This window comes from uncultured Martelella sp. (assembly GCF_963677965.2).
Taxonomy (GTDB): Bacteria; Pseudomonadota; Alphaproteobacteria; order Rhizobiales; family Rhizobiaceae; genus Martelella; species Martelella mangrovi.
Map to the genome: position 1 here is coordinate 3,472,254 of NZ_CAXXFM010000001.1, position 19,948 is coordinate 3,492,201.

Here is a 19,948-nt window from a genome sequence, read left to right on the forward strand (position 1 = left end):
ACTATGGACAGTTTTTGTTTCTTTCTGTCTGCGGGCGGAACCGGCGGCCATCTGTTTCCGGCCGAATCGCTGGCGCATGAATTGATCGCGCGCGGCCACACCGTGCACCTCATTACCGATCACCGTGCAGAGCGTTTCGCCGGCACGTTTCCCGCTGAAATCCACATCGTGCCGTCCGCGACGTTCGGATCGAAGAATCCGGTCGCGGTGATCAAGGCGGCATGGAAACTGTTTTCCGGCACCCGCAAGGCGCGGGCCCTGTTTCAAAAACACCGGCCTGCCGCGGTTGTCGGCTTTGGCGGTTATCCGACCGTTCCGCCGCTGATGGCGTCCACCAGTATCGGCATACCGTCAATGGTGCACGAGGCAAATGCCGTTATGGGCCGCGCAAACCGCATGCTGGCCCCGCGGGTGAAGGTCATCGCCGGCGGCTTCCTGCCAAAAGACGATGCGAAGTTCGGTGGAAAAATCGTCGAAACCGGCAATCCCGTGCGCCAGGCGGTGATCGCGGCTGCGAACACACCTTATCGCAAACGGTCCGCATCCGATCCCTTTCACCTTCTCGTTTTCGGCGGCTCGCAGGGCGCTCATTTCTTTGCCGGTGCCATTCCTTCCGCGCTGGCAGCGCTTGAGGATGATGTGCGGGCGCGCCTTGTCGTCACCCAGCAGGCGCGGCCGGAAGATCTCGATGATGTGCGCGAACGCTTTGCAGCCCTTGGCGTGACGGCAAATGTCGCTTCCTTTTTCGACAACATGCCGGAACTGATCGCCGATGCCGATCTGGTGGTCGCGCGCTCGGGCGCCTCGACCGTGACCGAGCTTTCCGTGATCGGCCGGCCAGGGGTATTCGTGCCGCTGCCGCATGCGCTCGATCAGGATCAGGCGGCAAATGCGGCGCTGCTGGCGAAGAATGGCGGGGCCGAGGTCGTGCGCCAGTCGGAGCTGACGACCGAGCGGTTCGTCAAAATCCTGACGGACGCGGTTCAGCAGCCCGAAAGACTTGAAACGGCCGCAGCCGCCGCGCGCGCTGCCGGCAAACCGGATGCAACGGCAAGACTGGCCGACCTGGCCGAGGCGCTGGCATCCGGAAAGACGATCGAAGGAACAAGCGAATGAAAATGCCTGAGGCAATCGGTGTCGTTCATTTCGTCGGCATCGGCGGTATCGGCATGAGCGGCATTGCCGAAGTGTTGATGAATCTCGGTTACAAGGTGCAGGGCTCCGACCAGGCAGAAAGTGCCAATGTCGCAAGGCTGCGCGAAAAGGGGATTGTCGTTTCCATCGGCCACCGGCCCGAAAACCTGGGCGAGGCGGAAGTGGTTGTCGTCTCCTCGGCGATCAAGCGGACCAATCCCGAACTTGTCGCCGCGCGGGAAAAACATCTGCCGGTGGTGCGCCGTGCGGAAATGCTGGCCGAACTGATGCGCTTCCGCGATGCGATCGCCATCGGCGGCACCCATGGCAAGACCACCACCACATCGATGGTCGCGACCCTGCTGGAGGCCGGCGGGCTCGACCCGACGGTCATCAATGGCGGCATCATCAATGCCTATGGCACCAATGCGCGCATGGGCGAGGGCGAGTGGATGGTGGTCGAGGCCGACGAATCCGACGGCACCTTCCTGAAACTGCCCGCCGAAATCGCCGTGGTCACCAATATCGACCCCGAACATCTCGATCATTACGGCACGTTTGACGGTGTGCGGGCGGCCTTCCGCCAGTTTGTCGAGAATGTGCCGTTTTACGGCTGCGGCGTTCTGTGTCTCGATCACCCGGAAGTGCAGTCGCTTGTCGGCCAGATCGAGGACCGGCGGATCGTCACCTATGGCGAAAACCGTCAGGCCGACGTGCGCTTTTCCAATATTCGCAACGACGGCATCCGCACGATTTTCGATGTCGATATCCGTCGCCGCCGGCGGCCGTCGGTCAAACTTGAAAACCTGACCCTGCCGATGCCGGGGCGGCATAATGTGTCCAATGCGACGGCCGCGATTGCCGTTGCCGACCGGCTGCATATTTCCGAGGACGATATCCGCAAGGGGCTTGCAGCCTTCGGCGGCGTCAAGCGGCGGTTCACGCTGGTGGGCGAGTGGAACGGCGTGCAGATTTTCGACGATTACGGTCATCACCCCGTCGAAATCCGCTCGGTGCTGGGCGCGGCGCGAGCGGCGTGCAACGGGCGCATCATCGCCGTCCATCAGCCGCATCGTTATTCGCGGCTTGAAAGCCTGTTCGACGATTTCACCAATTGCTTCAACGATGCCGATACGGTGTTCATCGCGCCGGTCTATGCGGCCGGCGAAGACCCGCGCGAAGGCTATGACGCCGAAACGCTTGTGTCCGGTATCAATGCCGCCGGTCACCGTGATGCGCAATATCTGGCCGGCGAGGACGAACTGGCGACGAAGATTGCACAGATTGCCGAGCCGGGGGATTTTGTTGTCATGCTCGGTGCGGGTAGTATTACCGCCTGGGCTGCTCGGCTTCCGGTTGAGCTGAACGGAATGTCCTGAAGGGACCACGTCAATGCTCGACGGCAAGAAACTGATGAAAAGACTGGGCGCGGCTGTGTCGCAACTGAGGGGGCGGCTTGCACCCGACAGCGGTATGGACCGGGTCACCTGGCTGCGCGCCGGCGGTCCGGCCGAACTACTGTTTCACCCGCTCGATGAAGACGATCTTCAGCTTTTCCTGCATGCGCTGCCGGAGGATGTGCCGCTGACCGTTATCGGCTTCGGCTCCAATCTTCTGGTGCGCGATGGCGGGCTTGAAGGCGCCGTCGTGCGCCTGTCGGCCAAGGGTTTCGGCCAGCAGGAAGCGGCGGGCGATAACCGGATTGTCGCCGGTGCGATTTCGCCGGACAAGCATATTGCCGGTTTCGCCATGGATCAGGGTATTGGCGGATTTTCCTTTCTTTACGGCATTCCGGGTTCGCTTGGCGGCGCCCTGGCGATGAATGCCGGCGCGCATGGCTGTGAGATTGGCGACCGCGTCGTCGAAATTTATGGCCTGAACCGCAAGGGCGAGAAGGTGACCATTCCGCGCGAAGCCATGCGCTATGGAGACCGGTCGGCGCGCATGCCGGACGATGTGATTATTACCGGGGCGTTGCTTGAAGGGTTTGCAAAAGACCGCGCGGCAATCCGCGAGGAGATGGAGGTGGTTCGCAACCATCGCGAAACCGTTCAGCCGGTTCAGGAAAAGACCGGCGGATCGACCTTCAGAAACCCGGACGGCCACGCCGCCTGGCGGCTGATCGATGAGGCAGGCTGCCGCGGTCTGATGATAGGCGGGGCGCAGATGTCGCCGGTGAACTGCAATTCCATGATCAATCTCGGCCACGCTTCGGCCTATGATCTGGAATATCTCGGCGAAACCGTTCGCGAGCGCGTCTATAACCACACCGGAATTCTGCTGGAATGGGAAATCCGGCGCCTTGGAAAATACCCCGAGGGTCGCGAACTTTACGCCTTCGTTCCGCAGGAACTCGACTGAGGGCAAAAGCCTTTCTTTCCGGGGCATCTGGCGTAGTCGGCACCTGTTAACCCCTTATCGGGAACAGGTTTTTCTCATTCGGTTAACCAAAGTAAACACTTCATTAACCATCCTCCGTCACAAATGGGGATACGAAACGCTTTCCACAAAAAAGCGGTATTCCGAATGTTTGTTCCGGCTTTTGCCGGCAAGATGGGGACGGGCATGAGTTCCGGACATGTGGCTGTGTTAATGGGCGGTTTTTCCTCCGAGCGTCAGGTCAGCCTGGCGACGGGAAAATCCTGTGCCGATGCGCTGGAGGCGGAAGGTTACCGCGTCAGCCGTATCGACGTGACCCGTGATGTCGCCACGGTTTTGTCCGAACTGAAGCCCGATGTCGCCTTCAATGCGCTCCACGGCCCCTTCGGCGAAGACGGCAAGGTGCAGGGTATCCTCGAATATCTGCAAATCCCCTATACCCATTCCGGCGTGCTCGCCTCGGCGCTTGCCATGGACAAGGCGCAGGCCAAGCGCGTGGCCGCTGCCTGTGGCGTTCAGGTCGCCGACAGCATTCTTCTCAAGCGTGGCGAAATCGGAAATGAACATCCGATGACGCCGCCCTATGTGATGAAGCCCGTCAGCGAGGGGTCGTCCTTCGGCGTGCTGATCGTCGATGAAGGGCAGGCCGCGCCGCCGCAGTCGATTGCCTCGACGGAATGGAGCTTCGGCGAACAGGTGATGGTCGAGCGCTTCGTCAAGGGCCGCGAGTTTACCTGCGGCGTGATGGACGGCACGGCACTGTGCGTGACCGAAATCGTGACGGTGGGTCAGAAATTCTACGATTATGACGCCAAATATCGTCCGGGCGGATCGAAACACATTCTTCCGGCCGAAATTAAACCGAATATTTACCAAAAGATTCAATCATTGGCCGTTCAGGCGCATCAGGCAATCGGGTGCCGCGGTGTCTCGCGTTCGGATTTCCGTTTCGATGAGACGCTCGGAGAGGACGGGGTTATCTGGCTGGAGGTCAATACCCAGCCCGGCATGACCGAAACCTCTCTGGTTCCCGAGATGGCCGCCGATGCAGGTTATGATTTTGGTGCATTTCTTCGGTGGATTGTGGAGGACGCTTCGTGTTTGCGATGAAACTCAGAAAGGGCGATACGGTCGACAGCGGCCGCAGCGATCCCGTCGGACGGAGCGGTGTCTTGCCGCGCCCCGTCAGGCGCGTGGTACGCGTTTCGACCGGCTTTCTGAGCGGTCGCACGCCATTGCCGCGCCATGCCGGAAGCATCGCGGCGCTGGTTTTCTTTGCCGCCGTCGGTGCCAATGCGATTTCCGTTGCCGGCAAGAGCGACCTCGTGCGGCAGGCGGCCTTCCAGCTCGCCGGTTTTTCCGTCGAGGATATCGAAATATCCGGCAATCAGGAGACTTCGGAAATTGCCGTTCTGCAGAGCCTCGACCTTGAAAGCGCCTATGCGCTGCAGGCGCTCGATGTGCAGCGCGCCCGCGGTCGTTTGCTCAACCTGCCCTGGGTTGCCGAGGCCGATGTCCGCAAGGTTTATCCCTCGACGCTGAAGATCACGCTGACCGAACGCGTCCCCTATGCCCTCTGGCAGCAGGAAGATGGCCGTACGCTGATGATCGAGCGTGACGGCAATGTCATCGGGTCGCTCAGCGCGCCGAAATTCCGCAGGCTTCCGCTGGTTCTCGGCCAGGGCGGCAATTTTGCCGCCGCCGATATCGATGGCCTACTTGAGGGCTGGCCGGCATTGTCGGAACGCGTACGCGCCTTCAAGCGCGTCGATGGACGCCGCTGGGACCTCTACCTCGACAATGGCATGATCGTGAAACTGCCCCAGACCGGGACCGAAGCCGCGCTGGCACGTCTGAAGATGCTGGAGCAAGACCGTTCGATCCTGGAGCGCGAAATCGCAGCCGTGGATCTCAGGCTTGATGACCGGATCGCGATCCAGTTGACGCCGGCTGCCATGGAGCGGCGTCAGGCGGCAACGGAAGCGCTCGAAAAGACATTCAAGAACAAGGGGAGGCGTCTGTGAGTCTGTTCGGCAGTGCCGGCTTTGGCCGGGCAAAACCCCTTTCCGCGAAGAAGACGCATATCGTCAGCGTGCTTGACATCGGTTCGTCCAAGATCGTGTGCATGATTGCCCGGCTGACGCCGCGCGGCGAAAGCCAGATCCTGCCGGGACGCACCCACAATATCGAGATCATCGGTATCGGGCATCAGCGTTCGCAGGGCATCAAGAGCGGCGTCATCGTCAATCTCGACGCGGCCGAACACGTTATCCGTCAGGCCGTCGATGCTGCGGAAAGCATGGCGGGCATCACGATCGACAGCCTGATCGTCAATGTCTCGGCCGGTCGCATCAAGAGCGATACCTATACGGCGGCCATCGATCTCGGTGGCCAGGATGTCGATGCCTCCGACCTGCGCCGCGTGCTGTCTGCGGTCTCGCGCCGCTCGATCAATGATGAACGGCAGGTGCTGCATTCGCTGCCGGCCGGTTTCACGCTTGATGGCGAGCGCGGTATCCGCGATCCGCTGGGCATGTATGGCGAGACACTCGGGGTCGACCTGCATGTGGTCACGGCAGAGCGTCTGGCGCTGCGCAATCTCGAGCTTTGCATCAACCGCGCGCATCTCTCCGTCGAGCGCATGGTGGCCACGCCCTATGCCAGCGGCCTTGCCGCACTGGTGGATGACGAGGTGGAGCTGGGCTGCGCGGCCATCGACATGGGCGCGGGAACCACGACGATTTCGGTCTTCTCCGAGGGCCGGCTGGTCCACACCGATGCCATCAGCCTCGGCGGCATGCATGTCACCACCGATCTGGCGCGCGGGCTTTCAACCGGCATGGAAGACGCCGAGCGGCTGAAATGCGTGCACGGTTCGACGCTGACTTCCAGCGCCGACGAACGCGAGATGATCGCGGTGCCCTCGATCGGTCACGATGACCTCGACCAGCCACGGCAGGTCTCCAAGGCGCTGCTGTCAAAGATTGTCCGGGCGCGGGTGGAAGAAACACTCGAACTGATCCGCGACCGTATCCAGCTCTCGGGCTTTTCGGCGGTTGTCGGCAAGCGCGTGGTGTTGACCGGCGGCGCAAGCCAGCTGATCGGTCTTTGTGAACTGGCGCGGCGCATCTTGAGCCGCAATGTCAGGATCGGGCGCCCGATGGGTGTTTCCGGTTTGCCGCTTCCGGCCAAGGGGCCATCCTTTGTCACGGCGGCGGGCCTGTTGATTTATCCGCAGCTTGCGGAAAGCGAAACCTATGGCAGCGAACAGCGGGGTTTTCTGCCATCGGACGGTGGACGCCTGTCGCGCGTCGGCCAGTGGTTCAGGGAAAGTTTTTAACGAACACAAGAGATTGGCCGGCTTGGCGGTGCGGCCATAGCGAGAAGGAACGAAACGAATGACTATTACGCTTCAGAAGCCAGATATTACAGAATTGAAGCCGCGCATCACCGTATTCGGTGTCGGCGGCGGCGGCGGCAATGCCGTCAACAACATGATCACGGCAGGCCTGCAGGGCGTCGACTTCGTCGTTGCCAATACCGACGCCCAGGCGCTGACCATGACCAAGGCTGAACGCGTCATCCAGCTCGGCGTTGGCGTGACCGAAGGTCTCGGCGCAGGCTCCCAGCCGGAAGTCGGACGGGCTGCTGCCGAAGAGTGCATCGATGAAATCATCGATCACCTCAACAACACCCACATGTGCTTCGTCACCGCCGGCATGGGCGGCGGAACCGGCACGGGTGCCGCGCCGATCGTGGCACAGGCTGCCCGCAACAAGGGTATCCTGACTGTCGGCGTTGTCACCAAGCCGTTCCAGTTCGAAGGCCAGCGCCGTATGCGCCTTGCCGATTCGGGCATCGAGGAACTGCAGAAGTCGGTCGACACGCTGATCGTCATTCCGAACCAGAACCTGTTCCGCATTGCCAATGACAAGACGACCTTCGCGGACGCCTTCGCCATGGCCGACCAGGTGCTCTATTCGGGCGTTGCCTGCATCACCGACCTGATGGTCAAGGAAGGCCTCATCAACCTCGACTTCGCCGACGTCCGTTCGGTGATGCGCGAGATGGGCCGTGCGATGATGGGCACCGGCGAGGCATCCGGCGAAGGCCGTGCAATGCAGGCCGCCGAAGCCGCAATCGCCAATCCGCTGCTCGACGAAACCTCGATGCGCGGTGCTCAGGGCCTGCTGATCTCGATCACCGGTGGTCGCGACCTGACGCTGTTCGAAGTCGATGAAGCTGCAACCCGTATCCGTGAAGAAGTCGATCCGGACGCCAACATCATTCTCGGCGCAACCTTCGACGAAGACCTGGAAGGCATCATCCGCGTTTCCGTCGTTGCCACCGGCATCGATCGTTCGATGGCCGAAGGCTATGAGGATGCGCCCGAGCCGCGCCGTGAGGCACGCCCGGAAGTGCGCAGCATCAACGGCGGCCAGAATGGCGGTCAGACGGTCAGCCAGGCGCCGCAGCCGGCTGCTCCTCAGCCCCAGCCGCAGCCGCAGCAGGCTCGTCCGGACCCGATTGCCGAGACCATCCGTTCGGCTGAAGCCGAAATGGAACGTGAACTGCAGATGGCCGTAAACCGTGCGCCGCAGCCCAAGCAGCCGCAGCCGAGCGTCAACATGCAGCCGAAGAGCAGCATCTTCGCTGCCGAGCCGCAGCAGCAGGCCCCGCGCCAGCAGGCTCCGGCCCAGGCCGCACCTGCACCGCAGCAGCAGCCGCGTCCGCAGGCAGCTGAACCGCGCCGGATGCCGGAAGTCTCCGACTTTCCGCCGGTGGTTCAGCCGGAAATGAGCGCAAGCCGCCGTCAGGAGCAGGAAGAGCGTGGCCCCAAGGGCCTGTTCAAGCGCCTGTCGAACACGCTTGGCCGTGGCGATGAAAGCTTCGAGGGCCATCACGAGCAGCCCGCACCCCGTCAGCAGGCTCCGCGCCAGCAGGCGCCGCAGGCGGCTCCGCAAAACAATCCTTATGCGCCGCGTCGTGCTGCCGAGCAGCCCGCCGCCCGCCAGGATGACGATCAGTTCGATATTCCCGCCTTCCTGCGTCGTCAGGCGAACTGAACGTTACGGTCTCACCGCTTCCCACGTTAGGGAAGCGGTAACCGTCTTTTCCGAAACCTTCTCGCGAAGTGAACCCGGTCGCCCTTGGCGGCCGGGTTTTTTAGCTTTCGTAACATAAAGAAAGAAACAGTGATTTGGATTCGGAAGGGGCAATGCGTAATTACAAGGCACGCAACTGACTCGGCGCGCATCACACGTGCGCGGCTACGGTCGGGCCTGCTGCCGGATGCAGAAGGTTTATGGCGCACGGCGTCATTGCGACAGGTTTGAAATTTGTTTTGATAAGGGCGTGAATATGTCGGCTGGTTTTTTTGGTTTGCAGACAACGGTGGCGAAACCCGTGACGGTTTCGGGAATCGGTGTGCATTCAGGCAAGCCGGCAACCATGACGTTGCGGCCGGCTGATGCCGACCATGGCATCGTTTTCGAACGCTACGCCGATGGCCGCCGTATCAGTGCGTTCAAGGCGGTTTCCGACAATGTCGGCCCGACCGCCCTTTGCACCGTGCTTGGCGAGCATCCCGGCGAGTGGATCGCGACGATCGAGCATGTCATGGCCGCTCTTTATGCGTTTGGCGTCGATAATCTGCTCATCACCGTCGATAATGCGGAAGTGCCGATCATGGACGGCAGTTCGCGCATGTTTGTCGACGCTCTCGATCAGGCTGGCATTGTGACGCTGCCCGAAAAGCGTAGCTACCTGAAGGTGATGAAACCCGTTCGGGTTGAAAACGGCGCCGGCTGGGCCGAGTTTCTGCCCTATGAAGGCACCCGTTTCGAAGTTGAAATCGACTTCGATACCGCGGTGATCGGTCGCCAGAAATGGTCGGGCGACATGACGGCGGCAACCTTCCGCAAGGAGTTGTCGGGTGCCCGTACATTCGGTTTCATGCGTGATGTCGAGCCGATGTGGGCCCGGGGCTTTGCGCTTGGTTCCTCGCTTGAAAACTCAGTTGTGATTTCCGACGATGACCGCGTTATCAATGCCGGTGGCCTGCGTTACGAGCAGGAATTCGTGCGCCACAAGACGCTTGATGCGGTGGGCGATCTGGCGATGATGGGCATGCCGTTTGCCGGCTGTTTCCGTTCCTATCGCGGCGGTCATGCGCTGAATGCGCAGGCTGTGCGCGCGCTGTTCGACACCGCCGGTGCCTGTGTCATCGTGTCCCCGCGCGGCGCTCTGCCGTTCCGCCTGCGTCAGGATGATGTTGTGGCCGCCGGTCCGGTTTCCTGATCCGGCTGTAGGCTAAGAGAGATTTTTTAAATGCCGGTGCTCCTGCGGGGAACCGGCATTTTTCATGTTTGATGTTTATTTGGGCAGCTCTGGCGTGTTTCTGCCTTTAAATGTATGTAGGCAGGTTGTCGGGGTCGGATGAAATTTATCGGTTTTTCGGTGGCTTGAGATTGCTCTTGCCTGCGGGATATGCGTAAAACGACGTTCGACTTTGAAATGCGATCCAAAGACGCTGCAAATGAGGCTCGAAGAATGGCTGGTACCAAAAAGACAACCGATAACGGGGCGTTTCGCGCAGCTGCGCTTCCGGTTGCCATAGTTCTCGGAGCAGGCGTTCTGCTGGCCGGATGCTCCAGAGACAAGGACGTGGATATCACCACGCTGCAGTATGAGGCCGATCCGCCGCAGCAGCTTTATGACGAGGCGCTTGCCAACATTAATGCTGGCAAGGTCAGTGAGGCATTGAGAAAGCTGAAATCGATTCAGGACCAGAATCCGCTTTCCGATTATGCCCGTCAGGCTCTGATCATGCAGACCTATCTGCAGTATCGCTCGCGCAAATACGAGGCCTCCGTTACCTCCGGCAGGCGCTATATCCAGCTATACCCGAATTCGCCCGATGCGGCCTATGCCCAGTATCTGGTCGGCCTTTCCTATTCCAAGGAGATTGTCGACGTGACCCAGGATCAGGCAGCTGCGGAGCGCACGATCGATGCGATGCAGGCGGTGATCGATAATTATCCGGACTCCGAATATGTAACGGATGCCCGCGCCAAGATCCGCTACGCCCGTGACCAGATTGCCGGCAAGGACATGCAGGTCGGGCGTTACTATCTGGAGCGCAAGGACTATGTCGCGGCGATTTCCCGTTTCAACAGCGTGGTGAACAACTACTCCGACACCAACCAGATCGAGGAAGCGCTGGAGCGGCTGGTGGAGGCCTATTATGCCATGGGCGTGATCCCGGAAGCGCAGAATGCGGCCTGGATCCTCGGACATAACTATCCCGACAGCGTCTGGTACCAGCGTGCCTATAACCTGCTGAACAAGCAGGGGCTTGAGCCCAAATCAGTCGGTCGGGGCTCCGCTGTTTCCGACGCGACGCCCAGCTAAACAACCTAATTTCGCCAAGGCGCGAACGAAAAATGCTTGTCCAGCTTTCCATTCGAGACATCGTTTTGATCGAGCGGCTGGAACTTGATCTCGGAGACGGCCTCTCTGTTCTGACCGGGGAGACCGGCGCGGGCAAATCCATCCTGCTCGACAGCCTCTCGCTTGCGCTCGGCGCTCGCGGGGATGGTTCGCTTGTGCGCCATGGTCAGGATTCCGGTCAGGTGATCGCGGTGTTCGATGTCGGCATGGATCACCCCGCGCGCCTGCTGCTGCGCGAAAACGATCTCGATGACGAAGGCGACCTGATTTTCCGGCGGATGCAGTCTGCGGACGGGCGTACCCGGGCTTTCATCAACGATCAGTCCGTCAGCGTCCAGCTGATGCGCCAGGCCGGACGGCTGATGGTGGAAATTCACGGCCAGCATGATGAGCGGGCGCTGATCGACACCGACGGCCATCGCCGTTTGCTTGACGCTTTCGGCGGGCTTTCCGGCGATGTCGAGGCTGTCGGCGCGCTGTATCACGCATGGCGCGATGCAGGGCGGCGGCTGAAGAAGCACCGGGCCCAGATCGAGGAAGCAGAGCGCGAGGCAGATTATCTGCGGGCATCGGTGGAGGAATTGCAGACGCTTTCCCCGGTTGACGGCGAAGAGGACGAACTGGCCGAACGGCGCGCGACGATGATGAAATCCGAGCGGATCGCCGGCGATATTGCCGAAGCGCTCGAATTTCTGAACGGCAATGCTTCGCCGGTTCCGATGATCGCCTCGCTGGTCCGGCGGCTGGAGCGCAAGTCGCATGAAGCGCCGGGGCTTCTGGAAGACACGGTCAATCTGCTCGATTCGGCGCTCGATCAGCTTTCCAATGCGCAGATGGAAGTCGAGGCCGCGCTGGAGCGCACCGCTTTCGATCCGCAGGAGCTGGAACGTGTCGAGGAACGGCTTTTTGCGCTCAGAGGCGCGGCGCGCAAATACAATGTGCCGGTGACCGAGCTTCCCGCCCTGGCCGAGCGCATGGTGGGCGATCTGGAAGAGCTGGATGCGGGCGAGGCGAAGCTGGAGGCGCTTGTCGCCGAGACCGAGGCAGCGGAAAAGGCTTTTTATGAAAAGGCGCGGGTGTTGTCGGAAGACCGCAGCAGGGCGGCCGAGCAGCTTTCCGCCGCCGTCATGGCCGAACTGCCGGCGCTGAAGCTGGAGCGGGCGCGCTTTACCGCCGTGGTCGCAAGCGATGATGCAGGCGCCGGGCCGGAGGGGATCGACACGGTGTCCTTCGAGGTGCAGACCAACCCCGGAACGCGGCCAGGCCCGATCATGAAGGTGGCTTCCGGCGGCGAACTTTCTCGTTTTCTGTTGGCGCTGAAGGTGGCGCTTGCCGACAAGGGCTCTGCGCCCACGCTTGTTTTCGACGAGATCGACACCGGTGTCGGCGGCGCGGTTGCCGATGCAATCGGCCAGCGCTTGCGCCGGCTGGCCGAAAATGTTCAGGTTCTTTCGGTTACGCACGCGCCGCAGGTGGCCGCGCGCGCCAAGGGGCACTATCTGATTTCCAAGGCCGGCAACGGCAAGGGCAAGGATGATACGGTGGCAACCCGCGTTGCGGTGATCGGGCCGGAGGAACGGCAGGAGGAAATCGCCCGCATGCTGGCCGGCGCCAAGGTGACGGCAGAGGCGCGCGCGGCGGCGGCAAAGCTGCTCTCCGGCGATAGCTGAGAATTTTTTAGAGGTCGCTGATATAAGGTCAGCCCCGGGCCGCGCTGCAGGGTGCGGGAACAAAGCGCCAAACCAACGGGATTGTCCTTGATGAATGTTTTTCTGGAACACTACTGGCCGCATATTCTAGCGGTCATTTCCTTTGCGCTTGGCGCGACTGCGGCGATCCACGCCACGATGACCAAGGACGAGGTGCGCGCTGCGATCGGCTGGGTCGGCGTCATCATGCTGTCGCCGATTCTGGGGGCGGCGATCTATGCGGTCGCCGGCATCAACCGCATGCGCCGGCAGTCGGTGCGCGACAAGCGCGAGAGCGTTCCCGATGCGGTGGCGCACGAAGAGCAGAAGCACAAGATCAATCGCGACCGCGTGGTGACCGATCTCGGGCCGCGCATGGGCGGGCAGTGGATGCTGGGCAACACCGTGACCGGCATGCCTGCGACTGCCGGCAACAAGGTGCGCCTGCTGGAAACCGGCGACGAGGCCTATGCCGCGATGCTGGAGGCGATCGACAAGGCCGAGCGCTCGATCCTGCTGGAAACCTATATTTTCGACAGTGACGCAATCGGTCGCCGCTTCGTTGAAAGCCTGTCGAATGCGGTGAAGCGTGGCGTGGAAGTCCGTATCCTCGTCGATTCCATCGGCGCGCGCTATTCGCGCCCGCGCATCACCGGGCTTTTGCGCGAGCACGGCATCCGTGTTGCGACCTTTAACGGCGCGGTGCTGCTGAGGCTTCGGCTGCCCTATGCCAATCTCAGAACCCACCGGAAAATTCTCATCATCGACGGCGAGACGGTGTTTGCCGGCGGCATGAACATTCGCGCCGCCTTTACCGGCCCGAACGCCGCCCAGGACACGCATTTCATGCTGACGGGGGCTGCCGTTGCCGATTATTTCGCGGTCGCCGCCGCCGACTGGTATTTCGAAACGCACGAGACGCTGGATGGCGCGGCCTGGAGCATTGCCGAGACCTCGTCTGATGAAGGCCCGCTGATTGCCCGCGTGGTGCCGTCCGGCCCGGACCGCAACCTTTCCAACAACAACAATATGATCATGGGCGCGCTTTCGGTTGCCGAGGACCGGGTGCTGATCATGTCGCCCTATTTCCTGCCGGATCGTGATCTTGTCTCCGCCCTTGCCACGGCGGCGCGGCGCGGCGTGACGGTGGACATCATCGTGCCGGGCAAGAACAATCTCGGCCTGGTTGACCGGGCGATGACGGCGCAGTTCGACGAGATCATCGAAAACGGTTGCCGGATCTGGCGTGACAACGGGCCGTTCAACCACTCCAAGCTGATGACTGTTGACGGAAAATGGTCCTATCTCGGGTCCTCCAATCTGGATTCGCGGTCTCTCCGGCTGAACTTCGAGACCGATCTGGAGGTCTTCGACATCGGCTTTGCCAGTGAGATCGAGGCTCGGATCGCCGCTGCGCGCGAGCGTTCGACCCAGGTGTTGCGCAAGGCGCTTCGCGAGCGCCCCTTTGTCTATCGCCTGCGCGACCGGATTTTGTGGCTGGGCTTGCCGTATCTTTGAAAGATACCCACTATAAGCTTGCTATTGCCGATCATTCTTCCAAAGTGAAACGATGAGCCCGATCAAATCCCCTCTTGCCAATGCCGTGATGCGGTCTTTCCGCGAAAATGGAAAACGCCCGGACAAGGCCGTTCCCATGGCCGGAGACGGGCTGAAGGTTGCGACCTACAATGTGCATAAATGCGTAGGCGTCGACGGACGCTGCGATCCGGAGCGCATCTTCGAGGTGATTCGCGAAATCAGTCCCGATCTGATCGCCCTGCAGGAGGCCGATACACGCTTCGGCGAACGCACCGGGCTTTTAGACCTGAAGCGGGTCGAGGCCGAAACCGGCCTGGTGGCCGTGCCTGTACAGGCGAGCGCCCGCGCTCATGGCTGGCACGGCAATGTGCTGCTCTTTCGTGACGGCGCGGTGCGCGATATCCACCGCGAGAAACTGCCGGGGCTTGAGCCGCGCGGCGCGCTGGTCACCGATATCGCGCTCAACAACGGCCTGTCGCTGCGGGTTGCCGCCGTTCATCTGGGGCTTTTGCGCTGGGCGCGGCGTCAGCAGGCGGATTATATCATCGGCATGCTCGGCCGTCGCGTCGAGGCGCCGTCGGTGATCATGGGCGACATGAATGAATGGCGGCTTGGCGACGGTTCGGCGCTGAAGAAGTTTGAACAGGCATTCGGCGCTCTGCCGCCGGCGCGCGCGAGCTTTCCCGCCCGCTGGCCGGTGCTGGCGCTCGACCGGATCATTGCCAATCGCGACGGGCTTGTGGCCGATCTTGCCGTTCATGATTCGCTTCTGGCGCGGGCGGCATCCGACCATCTGCCGCTGACGGCGCTGCTCAACACGGCGGTGCTGAAGGGCGATAACGCGACCGGCGAGGGTGTTTCGGCGTCTGCCGGTCTTTGAGCTTGCCGAGCGCGCGCCAGATGCTCTAATTCATCTCGAATGGCATGAAGGAGCGCACGGCAATGGCGAACGATACGGTCGCGGTCGATCAGTTGACCCGAAAACAGGCTGAGGCCGAACTGGCCTTTCTGGCCAGCGAGATCGCCCGTCATGATGCCGCCTATCACGGCAAGGACGCGCCGGAGATTACCGACGCGGAATATGATGCGCTGAAGCACCGCAATGATGCGATTGAGGCGCGGTTTCCCGATCTTGTTCGCGATGACAGCCCGTCGGCGCGCGTCGGTTCAACCCCTTCGGAGGTCTTTGCGCCGGTCACCCATTCCGTGCCGATGCTTTCGCTCGGCAATGTGTTTTCCGACGAAGACGTTCAGGATTTCATCGCCTCGGTCTATCGCTTTCTCGGCCAGATGCCGGACGGCTCCATCGCCTTTACCGCCGAACCCAAGATCGACGGTCTGTCGATGTCGCTGCGCTACGAAAATGGCCGTCTGGCCTCCGGCGCCACGCGCGGCGACGGCACCACGGGCGAGAATGTGACGGCCAATGTCCGCACCATCGGTGAAATTCCGAACCGGCTGCCGGAAGGCGCGCCGGAAATCGTCGAGGTACGCGGTGAAATCTATATGGCCAAGAGCGATTTTGCCGCGCTCAATGCCGCACTCTCCGAGGCAGGCGAGAAGACCTATGTGAACCCGCGCAACACCGCGTCCGGCTCCTTGCGCCAGCTTGACCCGAAGGTGACCGAAAAGCGCAAGCTGAAATTCTTCGCCTATGCCTGGGGCGAAATGTCGGAGATGCCGGCCGATACCCAGATGGGCATGGTCGAGACCTTCGAGGCCTGGGGTTTTCCGGTCAACCCGCTGATGAAGCGGCTTTCCTCTGTCGATGACCTGCTGGCGCATTATCACGAGATCGGCGTCAAACGCGGGGACCTCGATTACGATATCGACGGCGTGGTCTACAAGGTCGACCGGCTGGACCTGCAGGCGCGGCTCGGCTTTCGTTCACGCTCGCCGCGCTGGGCGACGGCGCATAAATTTCCCGCCGAACAGGCGATCACGCGGCTGACCGCGATCGATATCCAGGTGGGCCGCACCGGGGCGCTGACGCCGGTGGCGCGGCTTGAGCCGATCACCGTCGGTGGCGTGGTCGTCACCAATGCGACGCTGCACAATGAGGATTATATCGTCGGCAAGGGCTCGAATGGCGAGCCGATCCGCGAGGGCCGCGATATCCGGGTTGGCGATTACGTGATCGTCCAGCGTGCCGGTGACGTCATCCCGCAGATCGTCGATATTCTGCCGGAAAAACGGCCGGAGGATGCGACACCTTACGAATTTCCCGACCATTGCCCGGTCTGCGGCGCGCACGCGGTGCGCGATATCAACGAGAACAGCGGCAAGCTTGATGCTGTGCGGCGCTGCACGGCCGGTTTTTCCTGCCGGGCGCAGGCGGTGGAACACCTGAAGCATTTCGTCTCGCGCAATGCCTTCGATATCGAGGGGCTGGGCAGCAAACAGGTCGATTTCTTCTTCGAGCATGAGGATGCGGGGCTTGCCATCCGCACTGCGCCGGACATCTTCACGCTGGAACGCCGGCAGGCCGAGGCGCTGACAAAGCTTGAGAATTTCAACGGCTGGGGCAAGACCTCTGTCGCCAACCTGTTTCAGTCGATCAACGAGCGCCGGGAGATCGCGCTGCCGCGCTTCATCTTCGCGCTCGGCATCCGCCATGTCGGCGAGACCACGGCGAAACTGCTGGCGCGTTCCTACGGCTCCTATGCCGCCTTCGAGCAGGCGATGCGGGATGCGGCGGCGGGCGAGGGCGATGCCTGGGACGATCTCAACAATATCGACGGGATCGGCGCGGTGGTGGCCCGCGCGCTCGTCGATTTCTTTGCCGAGGAGCAGAATGTCGCAGTGATCGCCCGGCTGCTGGAGGAGGTGACGCCGCTTGACGATGCGCAGCGCATCGACACCTCCAGCCCGGTCGCCGGCAAGACGGTGGTGTTTACCGGCAGCCTTGAGAAAATGACCCGCGACGAGGCCAAGGCCAAGGCAGAAAGCCTCGGCGCCAAGGTTTCGGGATCGGTTTCCAAGAAGACCGATATCGTCGTCGCCGGACCGGGCGCGGGGTCGAAGTTGAAAAAGGCGGAAGAGCTTGGCGTTCAGACCATGGACGAGGATGAGTGGCTGGCGCTGATCGGCGGATGAGACATCCAGTCTGCTTGCAAAACCGGCGCGTGCTCTTATCTGCTGAGGTATCAAAGAGAAAGACGGAGGGTGCGGGCATGCGTGGATATATGGTTTCCCTCATTGCGGGGCTGACGCTGATGGCGACCGCCGCAAGGGCCGAACAGGTCGGTGAGGTCGGGGTTGACTGGGTCGGCAACGATATCGAGATCGAAGCGCTGCACGACCCGGAAATCGAGGGCGTGACCTGTCACATCGCCTATTTCGACCGTTCGGTGATCGACCGGCTGTCGAAGGGCAACTGGTTCGAGGACCCGTCCAATTCCTCCATCGCCTGCCGCCAGACCGGGCCGATCCGGATCGGCGATATCGATCTCGGCATGGATGGCGAGGAGGTGTTCAAGCAGGGGCGCTCGCTGATCTTCAAGAACCTTGTGATCAACAGGATCTTTGATCGCGCCAACAACACGCTGATCTATCTGGCCCATACCCGCGAAATCACCGAGGGCTCGGCGAAGATGTCGATGTCGACCGTGCCGCTTTACGGCCAGGACGTCGTCTGGGAGAATGGCGCGCCGGAATAGGCAAGGCGAACAGACGGAAACAGGGAGAGAGACCATCAGACTTGATTGCAGTTGCCAGTGCGGCAAAATTCACTTTTCCGTCGAGAGCAGGACGCCTTATCCCTATATGCGCTGCTATTGCAGCATCTGTCGCAAAACCGGCGGGGGCGGGGGCTTTGCCATCAATCTCGCAGGCGACGCCGCGACGCTGTCGGTTTCGGGTGCGGAGCACAAGCGCTTCTATCACGCCCGCATGCATGACGGCGAAAGCGAGGCCGAGCGGCATTTCTGCGGAAATTGCGGCACGGCGCTTTATCTTTATGACGCACGCTGGCCGGAACTGGTTCACCCTGTCGCTTCCGTCGTCGATACGCCCTTGCCGCGGCCGCCGGAAATCGTGCATATCATGCTCGGATCGAAGGCCGCCTGGGTCGATGTGCCGGAAGGCGAGGGCCATGTTCATTTCGAAGGTTATCCGGAACTTTCGACCGAGGAATGGCATCGCCGGCATGGTCTGCTGGAGACGTGAGGCCGGTTCTGGCGAAGGGAATTAGGATATGAAGACGTTTCGGCGTGTACTCTGGGCCTCCGTTCTTGTCATTTGCGGGCTGATTGTCTGGCTGGTCTATGAAATCGGCCAGACCAACGAGGAGATGATGAATGTCCCCTTCGGCCCGGAGTTTCAGCTGACGGCAGGTGACGGTTCCACGATCACCGAACAGGCGCTCAGGGAGAAGCCGACGGCGATCTTCTTCGGCTTCACCCATTGCCCGGAGGTCTGCCCGACGACGCTTTTCGAGATGAATGGCTGGCTCCATGAGGTTGATCCCGACGGCGACCGGATCAATGCCTACTGGATCACCGTCGATCCCGCGCGCGATACGCCGGAAATCATGCAGCGCTATATTTCCAATGTCTCCGACAGGATCGGTTCGATTTCGGGCGATCCGGAAAAGGTGCTGGCAATGGTCGATGACTTCGGCATTTACTACGAGAAAGTGCCGCTCGATCCCAATCAGCCCGACGGCGACTATACCATGAACCACAATGCTGCGGTTTTCCTGCTCAACGATGGCGGTGTGCTGCAAGGCACGATTGCCTACGGCGAAGACCCGGATGTCGCGGTTCAGAAGCTTGAAAACCTGCTCGACTGAGGGCTTGCCTTGACGGGCCAGCGGCAGTATCGCCAGTCAGCAAACCGTTCCGTCAGCAACAGAGGCAGACCCCAGTGAGCCAGATCCGTCTTTACGTCACCACCGATGAGGCCGGCGCGGGCCGCGTTCTCGATGCGCTTTCGGAGCTTCTGGGCGAGGAGCCCTATGCGCTGGCAACGATGGAAATCGACGAGAAGGCCTGTATCTGGGAAGCATCGGTCTATCTGGAAGCCGAAGAGGAAGACGCGCTGCGGCAGGTGTTTGACAGCGCCCTTGAGATTTTTGAGGCCGGCGAAAGACCCGATGTCGAAAAGGAGATCATTCCCGATGTCGACTGGATCGCCAAGTCTCTGGAAGGGCTGAAGCCGGTGCGCGCCGGCCGCTTTCTGGTGCATGGCGCCCATGACCGGGAAGACCGTCGCGCAGGCGATATCGCGCTGCAGATCGAGGCCGGGCAGGCCTTCGGCACCGGCCATCACGGCACCACGGCCGGCTGCCTGGAGATGATCGATACGGTGCTGAAGGCCGAGACCCCGCGCAATGCGCTCGATCTCGGCACCGGCACCGGCGTTCTGGCCATGGCCGTGCGCAAGCTCAGGCCGATCCCGGTGCTAGCAACCGATATCGATGATGTTGCCGTCAGGGTCGCGCGCAGCAACGCGCGCGGAAACGGCATTGTTTCCGGTGTTGATTTCGTCACCGCGCCGGGTTTTCACCACGCCGCCTTTGCAGAACACGGCCCCTTTGACCTGGTGATTGCCAATATCCTCGCCCGCCCGCTGATGAAGCTGGCGCCGGGGGTGCGTGTCAATCTGGCGCCCGGCGGATCGGTGATCCTGTCGGGCATTCTGGAGACGCAGCGCTGGAAGGTGCTTGCCGCCTATAATGCGCAGGGCATGCGCCATGTACGCACCTATTGGCGCGAAGGCTGGGTGACGCTTCTGCTCAAGGGCTGAAAACGCTC

At 61.4% G+C, this 19,948-nt stretch carries 17 protein-coding genes; all 17 read left to right on the plus strand.

Annotation, left to right across the window (positions count from 1 at the left end; translation table 11 throughout):
• The first annotated feature begins 3 nt into the window (after positions 1–3).
• Positions 4–1,116 (plus strand): undecaprenyldiphospho-muramoylpentapeptide beta-N-acetylglucosaminyltransferase, encoded by a 1,113-nt coding sequence (gene murG, locus ACHZCU_RS16145; RefSeq protein WP_319519559.1) that lies wholly within the window; start codon positions 4–6, stop codon positions 1,114–1,116.
• Positions 1,113–2,513, plus strand: a complete 1,401-nt coding sequence (gene murC, locus ACHZCU_RS16150) for a UDP-N-acetylmuramate--L-alanine ligase (RefSeq protein WP_319519560.1) — start codon at positions 1,113–1,115, stop codon at positions 2,511–2,513. Before murG ends, murC begins: the two co-directional genes overlap by 4 nt.
• A gap of 13 nt (positions 2,514–2,526) precedes the next feature.
• Positions 2,527–3,495, plus strand: a complete 969-nt coding sequence (gene murB, locus ACHZCU_RS16155) for a UDP-N-acetylmuramate dehydrogenase (RefSeq protein ID WP_319519561.1) — start codon at positions 2,527–2,529, stop codon at positions 3,493–3,495.
• A gap of 204 nt (positions 3,496–3,699) precedes the next feature.
• A complete protein-coding gene (locus ACHZCU_RS16160) occupies positions 3,700–4,623 on the plus strand; it encodes a D-alanine--D-alanine ligase (RefSeq protein WP_319519562.1) in 924 nt (307 codons plus the stop codon).
• The gene (locus tag ACHZCU_RS16165) at positions 4,620–5,537 is read left to right on the plus strand and encodes a cell division protein FtsQ/DivIB (protein WP_319519811.1); all 918 of its coding nucleotides are present in this window, start codon (positions 4,620–4,622) and stop codon (positions 5,535–5,537) included. Before ACHZCU_RS16160 ends, ACHZCU_RS16165 begins: the two co-directional genes overlap by 4 nt.
• On the plus strand, positions 5,534–6,853 hold the full coding sequence (gene ftsA, locus ACHZCU_RS16170) for a cell division protein FtsA (RefSeq protein WP_106301369.1): 1,320 nt from the start codon (positions 5,534–5,536) through the stop codon (positions 6,851–6,853). Before ACHZCU_RS16165 ends, ftsA begins: the two co-directional genes overlap by 4 nt.
• A 58-nt stretch (positions 6,854–6,911) precedes the next feature.
• Positions 6,912–8,579 (plus strand): cell division protein FtsZ, encoded by a 1,668-nt coding sequence (ftsZ, locus tag ACHZCU_RS16175; protein WP_319519563.1) that lies wholly within the window; start codon positions 6,912–6,914, stop codon positions 8,577–8,579.
• Between the two features lie 295 nt (positions 8,580–8,874).
• Entirely contained in the window at positions 8,875–9,813 is a 939-nt protein-coding gene (gene lpxC, locus ACHZCU_RS16180; RefSeq protein ID WP_319519564.1) for a UDP-3-O-acyl-N-acetylglucosamine deacetylase, read from the plus strand.
• 252 nt (positions 9,814–10,065) lie between these two features.
• On the plus strand, positions 10,066–10,926 hold the full coding sequence (locus tag ACHZCU_RS16185; protein ID WP_106301361.1) for an outer membrane protein assembly factor BamD: 861 nt from the start codon (positions 10,066–10,068) through the stop codon (positions 10,924–10,926).
• A 32-nt stretch (positions 10,927–10,958) separates the two neighbouring features.
• A complete protein-coding gene (gene recN / locus ACHZCU_RS16190) occupies positions 10,959–12,635 on the plus strand; it encodes a DNA repair protein RecN (RefSeq protein WP_319519565.1) in 1,677 nt (558 codons plus the stop codon).
• Between the two features lie 90 nt (positions 12,636–12,725).
• Positions 12,726–14,171 carry a phospholipase D-like domain-containing protein gene (locus ACHZCU_RS16195; protein WP_319519566.1) on the plus strand — a complete coding sequence of 482 codons (1,446 nt, stop codon included), beginning with the start codon at positions 12,726–12,728 and terminating at the stop codon, positions 14,169–14,171.
• 52 nt (positions 14,172–14,223) lie between these two features.
• Positions 14,224–15,072: an endonuclease/exonuclease/phosphatase family protein gene (locus ACHZCU_RS16200; protein ID WP_319519567.1), complete on the plus strand. Its 849-nt coding sequence runs from the start codon at positions 14,224–14,226 to the stop codon at positions 15,070–15,072.
• Positions 15,073–15,134: 62 nt separating this feature from the next.
• Positions 15,135–17,288: an NAD-dependent DNA ligase LigA gene (gene ligA / locus ACHZCU_RS16205; protein WP_319519568.1), complete on the plus strand. Its 2,154-nt coding sequence runs from the start codon at positions 15,135–15,137 to the stop codon at positions 17,286–17,288.
• Positions 17,289–17,365: 77 nt separating this feature from the next.
• Positions 17,366–17,851 (plus strand): CreA family protein, encoded by a 486-nt coding sequence (locus tag ACHZCU_RS16210; protein WP_319519569.1) that lies wholly within the window; start codon positions 17,366–17,368, stop codon positions 17,849–17,851.
• Between the two features lie 106 nt (positions 17,852–17,957).
• Positions 17,958–18,359 carry a GFA family protein gene (locus ACHZCU_RS16215; protein WP_319519570.1) on the plus strand — a complete coding sequence of 134 codons (402 nt, stop codon included), beginning with the start codon at positions 17,958–17,960 and terminating at the stop codon, positions 18,357–18,359.
• Positions 18,360–18,387: 28 nt separating this feature from the next.
• Positions 18,388–18,984, plus strand: a complete 597-nt coding sequence (locus ACHZCU_RS16220) for an SCO family protein (RefSeq protein ID WP_106301345.1) — start codon at positions 18,388–18,390, stop codon at positions 18,982–18,984.
• 74 nt (positions 18,985–19,058) lie between these two features.
• Positions 19,059–19,940: a 50S ribosomal protein L11 methyltransferase gene (locus ACHZCU_RS16225; protein ID WP_319519571.1), complete on the plus strand. Its 882-nt coding sequence runs from the start codon at positions 19,059–19,061 to the stop codon at positions 19,938–19,940.
• Positions 19,941–19,948 lie beyond the last annotated feature (8 nt).